Source organism: Carboxydothermus islandicus, from assembly GCF_001950325.1.
Lineage (GTDB): Bacteria > Bacillota > Z-2901 > Carboxydothermales > Carboxydothermaceae > Carboxydothermus > Carboxydothermus islandicus.
Genome location: NZ_BDJL01000142.1, coordinates 56,703 through 75,003 on the forward strand (window position 1 = coordinate 56,703; position 18,301 = coordinate 75,003).

The following is an 18,301-nucleotide window of genomic DNA, read 5'->3' on the forward strand; positions in this document are numbered from 1 at the left end:
AGGGTAGACGAGCACCCGTTACAGGCTACCACTAAAGGATACCCTTCCCTTTCCGCCAGAGCCAGGTTGCGAGCAGCAGTTAAAAGCCAGAGCTTCTCATCTTCATTTTTTATCAAACTTTTTTCCGGACAGCAGCCGAACTCCGGAATATCGTTAATTTCATACCCCAGAGCTTTTAATCCCAGCCGGGTACTTTTTTCCAGAAAAGTCAGGCGACCGGGAATCTGACAACCCCAAAAGACTGTTATTTTTTTCATAAAAGCCCTCCCGTCCTACTTTAAATGTGAATAGCTCTATTTAAAGCCGCTTCCGCCGCTTCCATCACCGCCTCCGGCAAGCTCGGATGGGCATGAATGGTATGGGCAACTTCCTCCAGGGTCAGTCCTTTCTGAACCGCCAAAGCTATCTCGCCAATCAGGTCCGTGGCATGAGGTCCAACTATATGACCGCCTAAAATCCGGTGAGTATAAAAGTCTGCGATAATTTTCACAAAACCTTCCGTTTCTTCCATCGCCACCGCTTTTCCGGAAGCCTGGAAGGGAAACTTACCGGTAATAATTTTAATTCCTTTTTCTTCCGCTTCCTGGCTGGTCAAACCCACCATGGCTATTTCCGGTAATGTAAAAATACACCCGGGAACCACATCGTAACTCATCGGTTTGGGTTCACCGACTAAGTTTTCCACCACCCGGATACCCTGGGCCGAAGCCACATGAGCTAACTGCATTTTACCGGTTATATCACCAATGGCATAAATGTTTTCGACATTTGTTCTTAAATATTCATCCACCAAAACTTCTCCCTTGGGACCCAGAGCTACTCCCACTTCCTCCAAACCAATGTTTCGGGTGTTGAGCACCCGCCCAATGGAAATTAAGACCATGTCGGTAATGAGTTCCTCGCCGTTTTCTAAAACCACCGTGATTTTTTCACCTTTTTTAACTTCTTTCACCGCCACTTTGGTTTTAACCTGAATTCCCCGTTTCTTAAATAAAGTGGTTAAATAACGGCTTACCTCTTTATCGGTATTTGCCAAGATAGATGGTAAAAGTTCTACAATAGCTACTTTAACTCCCATTTCGGAAAAAATCGTGGCAAATTCCGACCCAATTACCCCACCACCAATAATGACCATTTCCGCGGGAAGCTTTTCCAGGTTTAATGCTTCGTCACTGGTAATTACCCTTTCCCCATCGTAGCCGAGAGCTGGAATTAACGCCGGTTTGGAACCAGTGGCTAAGATTATATTTTTGGCTTCAACCTTTTCCAGACCATCAGAAGTTTCGACCGTTATCTCATTTTTACCGGTTAATCTTCCGGTTCCTTTAATCAAGGTAATTTTGTTTTTCTTAAAAAGATAGTGAATTCCTTTAACCAGGCGTTCTACCACCTGGTTTTTTCTTTCAGCGGCCTTTTTAAAATTAAAATTGTAACCGGAAACCTCAATCCCAAAAACCTCAGAATTTTTTATTTGATGAAGCCGTTCCGCTACCGAAACAAGAGCTTTAGTGGGAATACAGCCGCGATTTAAACAGGTGCCGCCCAGTTCATCCTTTTCCACTACCGCTACCGTTAGTCCCAGCTGGGCAGCCCTAATTGCTGCCACATAACCGCCGGGACCGCCCCCTAAAATTGCTACGTCGTACATCTTAAACCCCCCAGCAATGCGTGTTTAAGGTATTTGCTTTAATGTATTTTATTATACCACAAATTTACCCAAAAATTTTTATTTTTTTGAATTAAGAAAAAACCGGGTTAAACCCGTTTAATACTTCACTAAATACTCCTTTAATTCCCATTCGTGAACCTGCATGCGGTAAGTATCCCATTCCAGGCGTTTACCTTCCATATACCGCTCAAAAATATGTTCCCCCAGAGCTTCGCGGATTACTTCATCCTGCTCCAATTCCTTTAAAGCTTCGCCTAAACTGGCGGGTAGATTACCAATTCCCAAAGCTTTTCTCTCTTCTTCATTCATATGATAAATATTCCGGTCGCAGGGCGGCGGAGGCATAATCTTATTTTTAATGCCATCCAATCCTGCTTTTAAGCAGACGGCAAACGCCAGATAAGGATTGGCCGAGGGATCAGGACTTCGAAGCTCAATCCGGGTCGAAGGTCCTCTTTTGGCCGGAATCCGGATTAGGGGACTCCGGTTTCTAAATGACCAGGCTATATAAACCGGTGCTTCAAATCCTGAAACCAGACGCTTATACGAGTTTACCAGAGGATTGGTTATGGCCGAAATTGCCCGGGCATGCTTTAATAAGCCCCCGATAAAATACAAGGCTATATCGCTTAACTGATGGGGGGTACCGGGATCGTAAAAGATATTTTGCCCGTTAGCCGCCAGGGAAATATTCAAATGCATTCCCGAACCGGCAATGCCGTAAACGGGCTTCGGCATAAAAGTAGCATGCAGCCCATGTTTTTTGGCAATCTTCCGCACTACCGTTTTAAATGTAACGACCTTATCGGCAGTTCGCACCGCCGAGTCATATTTAAAATCGATCTCGTGCTGACCGGGCGCCACTTCATGGTGGGAAGCTTCCACTTCAAAACCCATTTGTTCTAAAGCCAGTACCATATCCCGCCGGGCATTTTCTCCCCGGTCTACCGGAGCCAGGTCAAAGTAGCCGGCTTCATCATGGGTAACAGTGGTAAGAGTACCGTCTTCTTTGGTTTGAAAGAGGAAAAATTCTGCTTCCGGCCCCACGTACATTTCATCAATCCCCATTTGTTTTGCTTCCTGGAGGATTCTTTTTAGATTTCCCCGGGGACAGCCGGAAAAGGGCTTTCCATCATAGGTATAAATATCGCAAATTAATCTCGCTTCCGCATACCGCTGGTCCGCCCAGGGCAAAATCATAAAAGTGGACGGATCGGGCTTTAAGTACATATCCGACTCTTCAATACGAACAAAACCATCAATCGAAGAGCCATCAAACATTAACTCCCCATCCAAAGCTTTTTCTAACTGCTCCGCCGTTATGGCCACATTTTTGGGTATCCCGTAAATATCGGTAAATTGCAGTCGGATAAAACGTATGCCTTTCTCCTGGACTATTTTTAAAATATCATCTTTGGTAGGACTCATTTTATACCTCCTTACCCCAATTTGCACTTATTATAACATATTTTTGCCAAAATTTTTTATTCACTCCTTATGTATCCAGTATCCTTGAAAATATTTAAAAAATATGTTACTTATTGTCTGTAGACTTTTAAGCTAAGAAATATTATAGGTTTGCTTAGAGGTGGAAAAATTGGGAAATAATCTTGACATCAAAAAACTCTTTGGAAGTAATGTGCGGAAATATCGACTGCAAAAAAAATTAAGTCAAGAACAACTCGCAGAACTTGCTGAACTCCATAGGACATATATAAGCGCTGTTGAATGTGGAAAGAGATCGATTGCTCTTGATAATATTCAAAAAATAGCTCAGGCCTTAGAAATTGAAATTTACAAACTTTTTTTGCCCGAAGAAAACTAATTTCTATTTGCTCCCTTTGATATCGTTAAATGGAATACAGGAGGGATAAATAATGCCCAAAATAAGACTAACAAATAAAGCTTTAGCAAAGTATAATGAAATACAGAATTTAAAACTACCACCATATGTTTCAACAATTTTAAATAACGCAAACAGATTTTCCCAGGCAACTCGCCCTGAGGTTGTTGGACAAATGACAGAACTATTTAAAGAATTTTTAAAAGAAACCGACGAACCTTCGGTAGATAAATGGAAGAATTGGTATCTCCAACGTTACCCTAATGCCATTAATGAGGCAGTAAGCAAGATCCTAAAAAAACTTGAAGAAATGAAAAATGTTATGAATAAAATTAACGAAGAAATGATAAAAGCATGGGTAGAAGATTTAGTGATAACGAAAACATTTATAGGGATGTATTATCAAAGAGCAATACTTAAGAAAATAGCAGAAATAGAAGGAAAAGATTATAGACTAGCTACTCCAGAAGAAGAATCTAAAGGAATAGATGGATTTGTTGGCAATACACCTATTTCAATTAAACCAAAAACTTATGAACATATGGATTACTTAAAAGAAAATATCAACGCAAAAATAATTGAATATATTGAAGAAGATGACGGAATAAGTTTTGAATATGAAAAGAATTGACCTTAATACTACTTATGTGACACATGACTATTTTCTTCAAAAATCTTTATAAACTTACTTTTATATTTATATTCTGTTTCATCACTGGGAACTGCATAGCCAGCTTTTATTAAATATGAGTTTACAAATATTTTATTTTTCAAATATATGTATCCCATAATTCGGTCCTTTTTTAATATTTGAATGTCATCATATTTTATAAAAATATTTTTACCCAAAATATAATTTTTTAAATAATCCAAAGCTTCTTTTTTCTTTACGATTTTTACTCCTAAAAAAGAAGCAACCAAACCATTATCTAAAATTAATGAAAGGTCGTCTGTAATACCTTCAACTTTATATAATCTTTCTCCTGAAAACTTTAACATACCTGGATTAATAAGAGGTTTTGCATCTTGAATCTTGGGAACATAATCCAAACTTTCAGTAGTGGATTGGAGTGGCTGACTTCTTTCAATTATTTCAACACCATTTAAAAAGATGTTTTGCGAAATTCCAATTTTATTTTTTATTATTTTTAAATAATTTTTATTTATCTCATAACCAATTACATTACGTCCTAACTCTAAAGCCACTTTCGCTGTGGTACCACTCCCCAAAAAAGGATCCAAAACGGTATCTCCAATAAAAGTAAACATTTTAATTAGTCGCTTTGGCAGTTCGTCAGGAAACATAGCTTCATGACCGATTTTTTTTGCCCCACCAAAATTCCAGTGCCCGGCAAAATACTCCTTCCACTCCTCTTTGGTAAGTTTTGAAGCTTCTTTTAAATTTTTGTCAATATCAGTTCTTTTGCCCGGTTTTTTAAAAATCAATATAAACTCATAATCTATTTCAATAATACCATTCGGTGGATAGGGAAAAGATCCCATAACAGTTGCTCCACCGGTGGTATTCATCGTTGTCTTTTTTTGCCAAATTATTGACCCCATATAATCAAATCCAATTTCTTCACACTGGGATATTATCTCCGCATGAATAGGTATTACCTTGTACCTGCCATAAACTACAGCTCGGGCAAATTGATCTCCAACATTTATACAAAGTCTTGTACCAGGTTTTAAGATCCTATAACATTCTCTCCAAACTTGATAAAGACTTTTTAGATATTCATGTAAACTTTGCCCAAAACCAATTTGACCTGTAACTTCATAGTCTTTCAAATGCCAGTAAGGAGGCGAAGTAACTATTAAATCAACCGATTCATTTTCTACTTCCTGCATGCTTCGACTATCTCCAAAAACAATCTTTGCTTTTACCATTACCTCGCTTACCTCCAATTAATAAATTTTACTACGTTTAAGTATAGCATCCCTCATCTTTTCAGCAAACCCATTTTTAATAATAACCAAAAAAAACCGTCCCTTCTAAATTAAAAGGGACGGCAAAATAAAGCTATCCTAAGATTTTCATAGCTTCTTCGGCATCGATGTCCATGATATACTTGATGCCGGTGATTTCTGCTGCTTCCCGGGTTAAGGCAGCCACATCGTCCCGGGTAATAGCGTCCAAGTTAAACTTCCGGGCCCCGGTCATGAACTGCTTTAATCCCTGGGCCATCCGTTCAAAATAGGAGTAAACACCAATTGCCCCAACGGGAAGCTTAGCAAATAAATCGGCCCCTAATTTATTTTTAAGCTCTTCGGCAAAGATAAATACCTGCTCTAAAGATTCACCGTATTTTTGGTATTCGGTAGGTACTTTTCCGGCTTTAACCCGCTCACCCACGGTTTTACCCACCATAGCCGCGGCTAAAGGTCCCCGGGCCATACCTACTACTTTTACGTGGGGAGCGGAAAGGGCTATACCTTTAAACACCTGGTCTTCCAGGCTAATGCCCCCGGCAATAGCTACCGGAGGAATGTAAGCTCCTTTTTCGGCTAAACGGTCCAAGTATTTGGTAAGTAAAGCCTGAATGTAAACAGTCGGAATACCCCACTCGTTCATCATCCGCCAGGGGCTCATTCCGGTTCCACCGCCGGCACCGTCCACCGTCAATAGATCAAGCCTGGCATCGGACGCAAACTTCACCGCCCGGGCTAAATCCGCCGGTCTGTATGCACCGGTTTTTAAGAAGATATATTTAGCCCCAGCTTTTCTCAATTCCTCTACCCGCTTGTGGAAGCTTTCCTCATCTACCATGCCAATCCGGGAGTGGCGTTCAAATTCTTTAAAAGCTCCTTTTTTGTAAGCTTCCTGGACCGTTGGATCTTCCGGATCGGGCAGAACGATATAGCCCCGGCTTTTAAGCTGCAGTGCCCGCTCGAGGGTATTTAATTTAACCTCACCGCCAATATCTTTGGCACCCTGTCCCCATTTAATTTCTACCGCTTCAACGCCAAGTTTTTCTATAGCATACTCCTGAACCCCTAAACGGGTATCTTCCACGTTAGCCTGGACGGCAACAATTCCGTAGCCTTGATACCACTCGGTAAACGCTTTAACCCTTTTTTCCAGCGCCGGGGAGCGTTTTACCCGCCCATTTTCCAGTTCCAAGTCCGGGTCCATGCCGCAAATGTTTTCCCCGATAACAATGGGTACTCCAGCCAATGCTGCTCCCGCAGCTAAATGCTCCCAGTTATTGGCGGCCACATTGGTGGATCCCATTCCCGCAATAACCGCCGGGAAGCGACACTTAATGTCTTTATTAGCTCCGATAGCGGTTTCAATGTTGGCAGCCGGGAAAATCGCTTTATCCGGATCAGCTTCAATGCCTACTGCCCCTACCGCCGTACCCATGATATTAAAGTGGGAGTAATCGACCGGATAGTCCTTCTGGGAGGCGGAAGTGGTAGTCCCGAAGGGCTGCGGATAAATCACCTCTTTACCGCGGATGGCCGATTTGGCGATTTCGCAGTAGCCCACGCACCCGTCGAGACAGGTAACGCACATCCCGCTGTAGGGGCTGAAATCCCCTCCGGTTCGCCTTTTGGTTCTGGTGGCCTCGGTACCGTTTAAGCCAAGGCTAAAAGTCATAGGTAACCCCTCCTTAAAATTTTATTGAAAAATTTTAATTAATCCCCATTATCGCCTTCCTCATGAACCCTTGACCAAAAATCGAAATAACTTTTTTGCTTGATTTTTAAGTACCGCCAGAATAGTTCACCAAAAAATTCCCGTAGCTTGGTGCTTTCGGAAAAACGGCGTAAAGCCTGCCCAAAATCCGAAGCCAGAACAGGCTTTTCAACACTTCCAATAGTTTCTAACGCCAGTAAACTTAAAACTAAATAAGGATTGGCTTTAGGACTTACCGTCAAAACTAAATGGTCTCCATCGTAAAAAATAAAGTTTTCCGGTTTTTGCGGATAACCGTAATAATCGTTAATTAACGGCCTGAAAATTATTTCCGCCTCGGGTAAAAGGGTAACGATTTTTTGATAAAGCTTTTCCGTCTCTTCTTTTTCGCCCAAAAAGCTATATTTAACCGAAAGGCCGGGCTTTTTATGATGGTACGGGAAAAAGGAAGCGTTAAGCCCGTGGCGCTCGGCGATTGTGCGGACCACAAACTTGGCGGTGGTTAAAATATCGGGCAGCTTGTTCCCCTTAACCGGTTTTAAACCGAGTACCTGTTCCCCGGGCTGAGCACCATGTCCCGAATATTTAACCCCAATTCCCATTTTCTCCAGAGTTAAAACCACATCCCGGCGTAAATTTTCTCCCAAATCCAGAGGAGACACGTCCCAAAGCCCGGCATAATCTACCGGTGTTTTCTCTTGAGCTTTTTCCTGCAGATAAAAGGAAAATTCTACCGCTACCTCAAGGGGTAAATTAAACCGGGTAAAAAATTTGCGCGGGCAAATTACTTTTTCTTCATTCTCCGGTAGGAGAAGATTACCATAAATCCGTCCCACCGCCCCTTCCCGGGGTCGCCAGGGTAAAACCGTTAGACTTTCTAAATCCGGTTCAAAAACTACCTTCTCGCCATCATGGAAAAAGGTCATTTCCTTTTTTAAAACTTCACCCACATTTTCCGAAGTTACTGCCACGTTTTTTAACTTTCCAGCAACATCGACAAACTGCAACCGTAAAAACTTTATACTGTAAGTATTTAACTGTTCAAGAAAGTCCACAGGTTCCATTGGTCGATACCTCCAAAAATAAAAAAGTCCCACAAAGAAAGGTAAAAACCTTTCCTTGCGGGACTTCATCGCCCCAAACTATGGCTTTTTTAGACCTAAACTCGCAATTTATTTTACAAAATATCTTCATCAATTACAATATTTTCTTAAATTGAATTATGTATACTTTTCAATAATCTTTTTGGCCACCTTTCCCATGGAAATATTTTGCCTGCGGCTTTCCTCCCGCAGAAAACGGTAAGCCTCCTCTTCCGTTAAATTTTCCCATTGAATCAACAACGCTTTAGCCCGGTCAATTAAACGCCTTTCCTCTAAACGTTTTTCCAGATCTTCTTTCTGGGTAACCAGGTCTAAATAAGTGTTAAAGTTGGTCAAAGCGGTATAAATTGCCCCCATTAAGCTTAAGGCCGTTACCGGCTTTACCAGTAGGCTTAAAGTAGGGCCTTTTTTGAAATCTTCAAGGTATTCCCAATCCAGTTGCTCCACGTATAAAATTACCGGGCACAGCCGGCTTTCATAAAATATTTTGGTATAGGGCAGGGTTTTAGTAGCCCCAAGCTTTTCGTCTAAAATGATTAAATCCGGACAAACCCGGGAGGATAAATTTATCAGAGCTCGGATTTCCTCTCCCTCGCCTACTATTAAAACTCCCATGGTTCTTAATATTTCCCTAAACCTTTTTCTCTCAGTGTAATCCCTAATCCCCAAAACCACCTTCAAATTTTCCAAAATAAATCCCTCAGCTTTTTTTCAATATCTTATAATAAAAAAAGGAAAAACCGCAAGCAGTTATGCATTGCGGTTAATAAGTATACAATTTGCCGTAAGGCCGATGGGAAACCGGCACCAATTTTTTAAAGGGAACTTTTTTTATTTCGTCCAGGGAAACATTGAAGAAATTTGCATAATTTTCCAGTAAGGGATTTAACCTCCTGTAATCTTCCTCGTTCAATTCAAACTCTGCCACTTCTTTTCCTAAAATATCTTTTTCCACTTCTCCTCTTAAATAAATAACCCCTCCATGCATTCCGGTACCAAGATAATCTCCGGTTAGCGGTTCTCCCTCTTTTTTATTTAAACCCAGCACCACCAGAATTCCTCCCGCCATGTACTCGCCAAAAAAGGCGCCGGCGGTACCGCCCACAACGATTACCGGTACCTGCTTTTTATATTCTTTCATATGAATACCCACCCGGTAACCCACCGATTCCCGGATGTAAAGCTCTCCACCGCGCATGCCGTAGCCCAATACGTCCCCCGCATGGCCGTGAACCACAATCCGCCCATCGTTCATCGTATTGGCAATACCGTCCTGACCGTTACCGTAAACGATAATCTCCGGTCCATCCATAAACGCCCCCAGGTCATTTCCCGGAGTACCATATACTTCTATTTTGACCTTACCTTTTAATCCCGTCCCGAGATACCGCTGGCCGTTTATTCCCTGCAGGGTAAATTCGGTTACCCCTTCGGCCACTTTTTCCCTTAAAAGATTGTTTAAATCCCGGTAATACATGCCTTTTGCGTTTATTTCCATAGCCATCACCCTACCTTCCGGCATGTTTGACGCCTAAAATAGCCAGTTCAGTATCGTTAAGCCCTATACCTCTTAACCGCTCCCGGCTACCCCTCAAGCTCTCAATGGCATTTAGCCCTAAAGCTCCCAAGATCTCTTTTAACTCTAAAGACCAGCTTTTAACCAAATTTATTAACTGCTGAGCAGCCCAGTCGGGGTCAAGCCGCTGGGTTAATTCCGGCCGCTGGGTGGCAATCCCCCAGGAACAATTACCGGTATGACACATCTGGCACACGTGGCAGCCCATAGCTATTAACGCAGCGGTACCAATTGCCACCGCATCAGCTCCGAGAGCAATAGCCTTAGCCACATCCCCCGAATGCCTGATACCGCCGGCAGCCACAATGGAAACGCTGTTTCTAATACCTTCGGCTCGCAGGCGGTCATCCACCGCTGCTATTGCTAATTCAATAGGTATACCGATATGGTCCCGGATAATGGTTGGTGCTGCCCCGGTACCGCCCCGGAACCCGTCAATATAAATAATGTCGGCTCCGGCCCGGGCAATACCGCTGGCTATAGCAGCCACGTTATGCACGGCAGCAATTTTCACCGAAACCGGTTTTTCGTAGTTGGTAGCTTCTTTTAAGGCATAAATAAGCTGGGCCAAATCTTCAATGGAGTAAATATCATGATGGGGAGCAGGACTTAAGGCATCGGTACCTTCGGGTATCATCCTGGTTTCCGAAACTTCCCGGTTTACCTTTTCCCCGGGAAGGTGTCCGCCAATACCCGGTTTTGCCCCCTGGCCAATTTTAATTTCAACTACCGCCGAATGGTCGAGATACTCCTGATTTACTCCAAAACGGCCTGATGCCACCTGCACGATTATCCAGTCTTTATAAGGATAAAGGTCTTTGTGAAGCCCTCCTTCACCGGTATTCATTAAAATCCCGCACTCTTTAGCCGCCCGGGCTAAAGCTTTGTGCGCATTCAAACTAATCGAACCGTAAGACATAGGAGAAAAGATTATCGGCGTATCGAGCTTTATTTGCGGCGCAATCCGGGTATCAAGTTTTACCTTACCGTTTTCCACTTTAACCGTTACCGCATCCGGCTTTTTGCCAAGGTAAGTGGTAAGTTCCATCGGTTCCCTTAAAGGGTCAATGGACGGGTTTGTTACCTGGCAGGCGTCAATTAATAAATGGTCAAAGTAATTTTTATAAGGCCGGTCATTGCCCATACCGGTTAAAAGCATACCGCTGGATCCTGCCTGCTTCATGATATTAATCCGGTCTTCCATCGTCCAGTAGCTGTTGGGCCGAAAAACATTGGGGTTCTCGATAATCGTTATCGCTTCTTCCGGACAAAAAGCCACGCACCGCTGGCAGGAAACACACTTTTTATGATCGGGAATAACCCGGTCCGCAAAACTATACACACCAAAACCGCAGTTGATAACGCATCTTTTACATTTCCGGCATTTTTCATAATCAATTACTACTTTAAAACGGGGAGGTATTAAGTTTGCCATTTTATTCACCCTCCTTTAGCCGGACGATTACCGGCTCACCGCCTTTAGACACATGAACTTCGTCTAAAGCCGGTTCAATTTCATAAATGGCGCTTTCTTCGGAAGCCATGTAATAAAAGTCACCCCGCCGCCCCCAGACCATGGGCCGTAATTTGATCCGGTCGTTTAAGCCCATCATCACTTTGCTGTTAGCTACAATAATACTAAACGGCCCGTTTAAAAGGGAAGAACCGTACACCTGCCGTAAGGCTGTGTAAAGTTTCCGGTCTTCTTCGTCCATCTTCTCAATATCTTTCCAGAAGGGAGCAGCCAACACTTTAGCCACAATTTCTAAAGGTAAATCGTGCCGGCGGTGTAATAAATCCACTGCATAAGCTACCACTTCGGTGTCGGTCATTAAAGTGCATTTATAGCCAAACATCTCGAGATACCGCTTATTAATGCCGTAAGAAGAAATTTCTCCGTTATGCACTACCGACCAGTCCAATAAGGTAAAAGGATGGGCTCCACCCCACCAGCCTGGGGTATTGGTGGGAAAACGCCCATGGGCCGTCCACAAATAACCTTCATACTCTTCCAGGCGGAAAAACCGCCCAATGTCTTCGGGATAGCCGACTCCTTTAAAAGCACCCATGTTTTTCCCGGAAGAGGCCACATAACTATCGGGAATGTTGTCGTTAATATACATAACCTTTTCCACCACATAATCCCGTTCATCCACCGGTTCGGGGTTTTTATAAAGGCGCTCTTCCGGAACCTTTAAGAAATACCGCCACAAAAGTGGAGGATCGGTAATGGTCGCAACCGGACGGGTTGGGATTGGTTCCCCGCGCTCAATGATAAAATGTTTATTTAAAAACTCCTCGGTTAAAGTTCTACCCCGCTCCGACTGGTACATTAAATGAAAAGCGTAATGGTCGGCAAATTCCGGATAAATGCCGTAAGCGGCAAAACCCCCTCCTAAACCGTTACTCCGGTCATGCATCAGGGAAATCGAAGCAATAATTTTTTCTCCCGAAATTCGTTGACCAGCAACATTCATGATGCCGCTTATGGCACATCCGGAAGGGATCCGTTCAAAAGTCCGGTCCATTTTCCATTTCCTCCCATCTATAAATTAAAAAGCCTTCCCCTCTATAGGTACAATAATACCTAAATAGAGATAGGAAGGCGTCAATGCCTTAGGATCCGGCACGCCGTTGTGCCGGCAAGTTGTAGTAAAATTATAATGAATATTTAATTTTATGACAAGGTTAATTCAAAAAATATCTTGTATACATTACTTAGTCACCGGCTACCACAATTTGATTCCTTCCCAGTTCTTTAGCCCGGTAAAGGGCTTTATCCACCCGCGCCAAAACTTCCTCAAAACTTTCTCCTTCCCGGCAGCTTCCGATACCCATACTGGCCGAAACATTGAAGGTAACCTTTCTATTATCTTTTGCAACTTCAAACTTTTGCTTTCGTATTAACTCCTTTATCCGGGTAGCTATTTCCTGGGCAAGCTCAACAGCAGTATTGGGAAGGTAGATTAAAATTTCATCCCCACCCATCCGGATTACCTGGTCCTGACTTCTTAAATTTTCCCTAATTTTTTTCGTAAGTTCGATTAAAACCATATCGCCCGCATTATGCCCGAAAGTGTCGTTAATTTCTTTAAACTTATCAAGGTCGATAAAAATAAGGGAATAGTTACAATCCCTCTTTTCCAAAATCGCATCTTCTAAAAATCTCCGGTTAAACGCCTGCGTTAGCGGATCCCGTTGCGAAATTTCCGCCAGGTAATTTTTTAAAAGATAAAGCTTTACCAGAGGGCCGCTCATTAAGATTAAGTTGTTTAAAAACTCCCGTGCTTCCTCGGTAAGTTTGTCCTTTTCGACCGTAATAATAATATGCCCCAGTTTCTCGCTTCCCAGGGTAATGGAGAAACAGCAGGTATCGCCTTGACATTCACCGTTATCCGGGCAAAACGCCGGGAGCTCGGGAGCAACCTCCCCTTCTGCATAACGGGTAAAATATTCGTTGCTTTCCAAATTTTTGAGGACTATTTTTATTCCCTTTACTTCTACCTGTGATTTAATATGAAAAACCAGCTCTTTGACCAAATCTCCATCATTGGCCGCTTCACCCAAATTATAAACTCCTTCGGCCAGCCGGTACCATTGATTGGCAATTTTTTCTTTGGTGGTTTTTAAGTCGTAAATTCGCTTAAAAAGATTTTCATATTCCGGATACTTTCGCTGGTACTCCGTAAAGTTCAGCTCTTTACCCTCGATCCAGTCGATAAGTACCTCCAATAACTCGTTTAAGGGCTTTTCCAATTGGCGATTGATGATTACATAAATCCCCAGCACCACCAGTAAACCCAAAAGAACTACATAAAGGATTAGCCCCTGCCAAAAGCTTATAATATAAGGTCTAACCAGCAAGTCAGCAGGGACAAATACGCCTAAAGTAAGAAAACTCCCCGGTTTTAGGCTAGCAACCGGCAAGTAAGAAGCAAAATACTTTTTGCCCTCAATAACCTGAATTTCCGATAGGAACTTTTCTCCAGAAAGTTTCTTTAGCTTATCCTGCAAAAAGAGTTCCTTTTTAACATCACCAAAATACCATAAAGGCCTGTCTTGCCAGTATAAAATTAAGCCTGGCGCGAATTTTTGCTTTTGCAAATCTTTAGCAAATAACTCTGAAAAAAGAACCTGGTTTTCCTCTAAACTATAACCAACTACAATTACCCCCAAAGTTTTCCCCTCTTCATTCAGGACCTGCTCGGCCCTTAGATAGGCTACATGTTTTTTGCCAAAAGGGGCCTCTATTTCATAGAAACCTGAAATACTGCCCAACATGGTAGGCTTATTTATGAGATACCTGAAATAAGTGGAAGAAATTTTTACCCCCTGGCTGTAAATAACATTACCCCGGTCATCGATAACTTCGATAAATCCTTTCCGGGCTGCCATGGTTTTAATAATTTTGTTTTCAATCTCCCGGTAGTAGTCATTATAAGGTAAGCCCTTTAAAAGCCCCTCGGCTAAATCATAACTCCACCATATATCCCTAAAGGCGTATTCGTCTAAATTATCTAATTTTTCTTCATATAATTTAGCCATTTCCCGTGAGGCATTTAAGCCCAAATCTTCCGCTACTTTTATTTCGCGGTAATGGGTAAAACCAAAACTTATAACTCCTACAAGCACCGTGGTCAGGGTTAAAAAGAAAATTAAGCGGTATTTAATCGACTTCGGCATTTTCCTCACCAATTTATAAATATTACGTCATAACTCAACTATATAAATAATAACATACTAATAACATAAAAAAAGGGGCTGTCCCCCATTTTTTTGACAGCCCTTTTTAATAAACGGTCAGATATTTTTTAACTTCCCATTCGTGAACCTGCACCCGGTACTCATCCCACTCTTTTAACTTAGCTTCCACAAACCGTTCAAATACATGTTTACCTAAAGCCTCCTGGATTACTTTATCTTCGATGAGATAATCAATGGCTTCTTTTAAGCTACCGGGTAAGGTGTCAACTCCCAGAGCCTTTCGCTCCTCAGCAGTCATTTCATAAAGGTTTTGGTTAACCGGCGCCGGTGGCTTAATTTTATTTTTAATTCCATCCAAGCCCGCTTTAAGCATAACCGCCAGGGCAAGATACGGATTTGCCGACGGGTCCGGGCTTCTTAACTCAATCCGGGTAGAGGAACCTCTTTTGGCCGGAATCCGGATTAAGGGGCTACGGTTTCTTGCCGACCAGGCAATGTAAACCGGTGCTTCATATCCTGGAACCAAGCGCTTGTAGGAGTTAACCACCGGATTGGCAATGGCAGTAATAGCTTTAATATGTTTCATAATACCGCCAATATAGTAGTAAGCGGTTTCGGATAATTGCAACTCCCCATTGGGATCATAAAAAGCGTTTTGACCGTTTTTAAACAGCGACTGGTTGGTATGCATTCCCGAACCATTTACCCCAAATAAAGGCTTTGGCATAAAGGTAGCATGAAGTCCGTGCCTCTGGGCAATGGAACGTACAACTACTTTAAAGGTAACAATTTTATCGGCCACATCCAAAGCGTCAGAATACTTAAAGTCAATTTCGTGCTGCCCAGGAGCTACTTCGTGGTGGGATGCTTCTACTTCATACCCCATTTGTTCCAGAGCCAGCACCATGTCCCGCCGGGCGTTTTCGCCCAAATCTACCGGGCTTAAATCAAAATAGCCGGCATTGTCATGGGTCACCAGGGTGGGTTTTCCCTCGGCATCTACCTGGAAAAGGAAAAATTCTAATTCCGGGCCAACATACATGGTATAACCCAGCTCTTTGGCTTCCGCCAAAACTCTTTTTAAAACATAGCGGGGGTCTCCCTCAAAGGGAGTACCATCGGGATTGTACACATCGCAAATCAGCCGGGCCACCGCACCGTTTCTGGGTCGCCAGGGAAATACGGCAAAAGTATTGGGGTCCGGCCGCAAATACATATCCGATTCTTCAATACGCACAAAACCTTCAATACTGGAGCCGTCAAACATTAGCTCGTTGTTTAAGGCCTTATCTAACTGTTCCACCGGAATGGCCACATTTTTTAAAACCCCGAAAATGTCGGTAAACTGGAGCCGGATAAACTTAACATTTTGCTCCCGCACCATGTCCATAATATCGTTTTTGGTGTAACTCATTTAAAAATCCCCCTTTATTTTTTTTGATTAACGTCATACGCTAAGATAATGGCCTCCGCCACCGCCCGCATGGAAATTCTTTTATCCATGCTTTGTTTTTGGATTTTCCGAAAAGCTTCCTTTTCGGAAATCCCCAGGCTTTCCATTAATATTCCTTTAGCTTTCTCCACAAGTTTTCTTGTTTCTAAGGCATCTTTTAGGTCTTCTACTTCTTTTTCAAGTTCTTTAATCCGCTGGTAATTATGTTCGGTTACCTGAACGGTCATGATCAACTGTTCTTCTTCTAAGGGTTTAATTACAACCCCAACCACACCCATCTCTCCTAAAAACTCATCGAGTTTATCAATTTCAAACTCCATAGCTAAAACTACCGCACACTGGCGGTCAAAAGAAAGGATCTTGGCAATCTCCCGGCCAGGAACACCTATTAAATGATCATCAATGATAAACATATCCGGTTGAAAATTCCGGGCCATTTTTAAAGCGGTCGGCCCATCAGCGCACTCGCCCACCACAACGTAGTCGAGATTTTTTACCGCTGATTTGACCATTTGCCGAAAGTTGCTGTCCGCGGAAGCAATAATCACAGTTGCACCAAACATTCTGTCACCGTCCCAAAAATAGAAAATGGCGCCTTAAATATTAAGGCACCATTGCCAGCTAACTTTGAAAACGGACACACCCTTGTGCCCAACTATGTATTTCTATATTTAGAGAATAATTTATTAATATTTTTTTGTCAATGGGGATTTTGCATGTTTTTTGTATTCATTGCTTATTCGTTTAACAAAGCTACCGCTCTAATTGGCGAGCCTGTACCATCCCGAATTTTTAACGGTAGACCAACATACAAAAAGCGCTTTCCGGCCACTTTATCGAGATTGGCTAAATTTTCCGTATTGGTAAGGCCATATTTCGCACAAACCGCATGGCCGGAGTAATAGGGATCGTCGGGATGGTCAATAGCCGGAGCATCTACCCCAATATTTACTACTCCCTTTTGGGCCAGCCATTCCGCCGCCGCATAACTTAAACCGGTATAGGTAGTAAGCCACTTATCCGTGCCGTAGTTGCGATTATAGTGGCCGGTATAAAGCAGAACAATATCTCCCCGTTCAATGGTGAGTCCGTGTTTCCGTAATGCCCCTTCTAAATCGTAAATTTCAATGTAGCGCTCATACGGAACATGGGATACATCAAGACAAATCGCCGGACCCAGGAAATATTCCAGCGGCATTTTATCTATGGTCGGACCTTGAGGATTATATTCGTACACCGCATCGCAGTGGGTTGGTCCGTGTTCGTTCATCAGTAAGTTACGGGTTGCAAAGGGAAAGCCAATCTTTTTAATACTTTCCTCGTGGGTTATATTTTGGAAGATGTACGTGGTAAGATGCAGGGGAAAAACCGGCATTCCCTGATAAATTTCCTGGGATAAATCAATTATTTTCGCCATTCTTTTCCTCCTTTCGCCCGAAAATTTTTTGCGCTAAAGCCTTCCCGGTAGGGGTTGCCGCAAGTCCCCCCTGGGCAGTTTCCTTAAGAGATATCGGTAACTCCCGGCCAATTTCCCCCATAGCCCCAATAACTTCATCCAGGGGAATGGCGGAGGTTATTCCGGCTAAAGCCAAATCCACCGCCGCTAAGGCTTGTACTGCAGCAGAGACATTTCGTTTTACACAGGGTACTTCCACAAGCCCGGCCACGGGATCACAAACCAACCCAAGCATACCCTTCAGAGCAATGGCTCCCGCATGGGCGGCCTGTTCGGGGCTTCCCCCCAAAAGTTCCGTTGCTGCCACCGCCGCCATTGCTGCCGCCGAACCGCATTCCGCCTGGCAACCCCCCTGAGCTCCGGAAAGAGAAGCTTTAAAAGCTATCACCAGCCCCACCGCTCCGGCGGCATACAAACCTTCAATAACTTTTTCTTCGGGAATTTCATACTCCTCCATGATACTTAAAAGCACTCCGGGTATCACCCCTGCCGATCCGGCAGTAGGAGCTGCCACAATTAATCCCATCGAAGCATTGGCTTCACTTACCGCCAGAGCATAGGTTATAGCTTTCCCAAAGACCCCCGAAGCTAATGATTTACCGGAATTGTACCAGGCCTGATACTTTAAAGCCTGCCCTCCAACAAGACCTCCCACCGAACGATTCCCCTGAAGGCCTTCGGTCACCGCAGCCCGCATTACTTGCAGTCGTTCCCGCATGATATTTAAAAGGTGTTCTTCCGGAACTTCCCGGTCTTTGGCCTCTAAGATTAAGGCCATGCGCCCCAGGGTTTGGCCATTTTCCTTCGCAATTTTTATCAACTGCTCAACTGACTCCAAATACATATCTTTC

General features: G+C 43.2%; 17 protein-coding genes. 2 read left to right on the top strand and 15 right to left on the bottom strand.

Going from position 1 to position 18,301, the window contains the following annotated elements; translation table 11 throughout:
- The 3 genes from ciss_RS12625 to glnA (ciss_RS12635) all read right to left on the bottom strand — a co-directional run.
- The coding region (locus ciss_RS12625; protein ID WP_201787810.1) for a heterodisulfide reductase-related iron-sulfur binding cluster at nt 1-257 on the bottom strand (257 nt) is incomplete at its 3' end.
- Between the two features lie 20 nt (nt 258-277).
- Nucleotides 278-1,648, bottom strand: coding sequence for a dihydrolipoyl dehydrogenase (lpdA, locus tag ciss_RS12630; RefSeq protein ID WP_075866640.1), 1,371 nt, complete (start codon nt 1,646-1,648; stop codon nt 278-280).
- Between the two features lie 117 nt (nt 1,649-1,765).
- On the bottom strand, nt 1,766-3,097 hold the full coding sequence (gene glnA, locus ciss_RS12635; RefSeq protein WP_075866641.1) for a type I glutamate--ammonia ligase: 1,332 nt from the start codon (nt 3,095-3,097) through the stop codon (nt 1,766-1,768).
- Between the two features lie 169 nt (nt 3,098-3,266).
- On the opposite strand from glnA (ciss_RS12635), the gene ciss_RS12640 reads away from it, so the two are divergent.
- Together ciss_RS12640 and ciss_RS12645 are read left to right on the top strand one after the other, a co-directional pair.
- The gene (locus ciss_RS12640) at nt 3,267-3,494 is read left to right on the top strand and encodes a helix-turn-helix domain-containing protein (RefSeq protein ID WP_075866642.1); all 228 of its coding nucleotides are present in this window, start codon (nt 3,267-3,269) and stop codon (nt 3,492-3,494) included.
- 52 nt (nt 3,495-3,546) lie between these two features.
- Nucleotides 3,547-4,143 carry an MjaI family restriction endonuclease gene (locus ciss_RS12645; protein WP_075866643.1) on the top strand — a complete coding sequence of 199 codons (597 nt, stop codon included), beginning with the start codon at nt 3,547-3,549 and terminating at the stop codon, nt 4,141-4,143.
- A gap of 8 nt (nt 4,144-4,151) precedes the next feature.
- On the opposite strand, the gene ciss_RS12650 is transcribed toward ciss_RS12645, so the two are convergent.
- The 12 genes from ciss_RS12650 to sdaAA form a co-directional block, all read right to left on the bottom strand.
- The gene (locus ciss_RS12650) at nt 4,152-5,405 is read right to left on the bottom strand and encodes a DNA methyltransferase (RefSeq protein ID WP_075866644.1); all 1,254 of its coding nucleotides are present in this window, start codon (nt 5,403-5,405) and stop codon (nt 4,152-4,154) included.
- Nucleotides 5,406-5,538: 133 nt separating this feature from the next.
- Complete coding sequence (locus ciss_RS12655; protein ID WP_075866645.1) at nt 5,539-7,119, bottom strand: FMN-binding glutamate synthase family protein; 1,581 nt, start codon at nt 7,117-7,119, stop codon at nt 5,539-5,541.
- Between the two features lie 38 nt (nt 7,120-7,157).
- Complete coding sequence (locus tag ciss_RS12660) at nt 7,158-8,222, bottom strand: type I glutamate--ammonia ligase (protein WP_075866646.1); 1,065 nt, start codon at nt 8,220-8,222, stop codon at nt 7,158-7,160.
- A 156-nt stretch (nt 8,223-8,378) separates the two neighbouring features.
- On the bottom strand, nt 8,379-8,951 hold the full coding sequence (locus ciss_RS12665; protein ID WP_075866647.1) for an ANTAR domain-containing response regulator: 573 nt from the start codon (nt 8,949-8,951) through the stop codon (nt 8,379-8,381).
- A gap of 73 nt (nt 8,952-9,024) precedes the next feature.
- On the bottom strand, nt 9,025-9,759 hold the full coding sequence (locus ciss_RS12670) for a GltB/FmdC/FwdC-like GXGXG domain-containing protein (RefSeq protein WP_077177616.1): 735 nt from the start codon (nt 9,757-9,759) through the stop codon (nt 9,025-9,027).
- A gap of 10 nt (nt 9,760-9,769) precedes the next feature.
- Nucleotides 9,770-11,272 carry a glutamate synthase-related protein gene (locus ciss_RS12675; protein ID WP_075866649.1) on the bottom strand — a complete coding sequence of 501 codons (1,503 nt, stop codon included), beginning with the start codon at nt 11,270-11,272 and terminating at the stop codon, nt 9,770-9,772.
- A 1-nt stretch (nt 11,273) separates the two neighbouring features.
- Nucleotides 11,274-12,365, bottom strand: coding sequence for a class II glutamine amidotransferase (locus tag ciss_RS12680; protein ID WP_075866650.1), 1,092 nt, complete (start codon nt 12,363-12,365; stop codon nt 11,274-11,276).
- A gap of 190 nt (nt 12,366-12,555) precedes the next feature.
- Nucleotides 12,556-14,520 carry a GGDEF domain-containing protein gene (locus ciss_RS12685; RefSeq protein WP_075866651.1) on the bottom strand — a complete coding sequence of 655 codons (1,965 nt, stop codon included), beginning with the start codon at nt 14,518-14,520 and terminating at the stop codon, nt 12,556-12,558.
- A 106-nt stretch (nt 14,521-14,626) separates the two neighbouring features.
- Nucleotides 14,627-15,955, bottom strand: a complete 1,329-nt coding sequence (glnA, locus tag ciss_RS12690; RefSeq protein ID WP_075866652.1) for a type I glutamate--ammonia ligase — start codon at nt 15,953-15,955, stop codon at nt 14,627-14,629.
- Between the two features lie 14 nt (nt 15,956-15,969).
- On the bottom strand, nt 15,970-16,557 hold the full coding sequence (locus ciss_RS12695) for an ANTAR domain-containing response regulator (RefSeq protein WP_075866653.1): 588 nt from the start codon (nt 16,555-16,557) through the stop codon (nt 15,970-15,972).
- 173 nt (nt 16,558-16,730) lie between these two features.
- Complete coding sequence (locus tag ciss_RS12700) at nt 16,731-17,411, bottom strand: cyclase family protein (RefSeq protein ID WP_075866654.1); 681 nt, start codon at nt 17,409-17,411, stop codon at nt 16,731-16,733.
- The gene (gene sdaAA, locus ciss_RS12705; RefSeq protein WP_075866655.1) at nt 17,395-18,294 is read right to left on the bottom strand and encodes an L-serine ammonia-lyase, iron-sulfur-dependent, subunit alpha; all 900 of its coding nucleotides are present in this window, start codon (nt 18,292-18,294) and stop codon (nt 17,395-17,397) included. Before sdaAA ends, ciss_RS12700 begins: the two co-directional genes overlap by 17 nt.
- Nucleotides 18,295-18,301 lie beyond the last annotated feature (7 nt).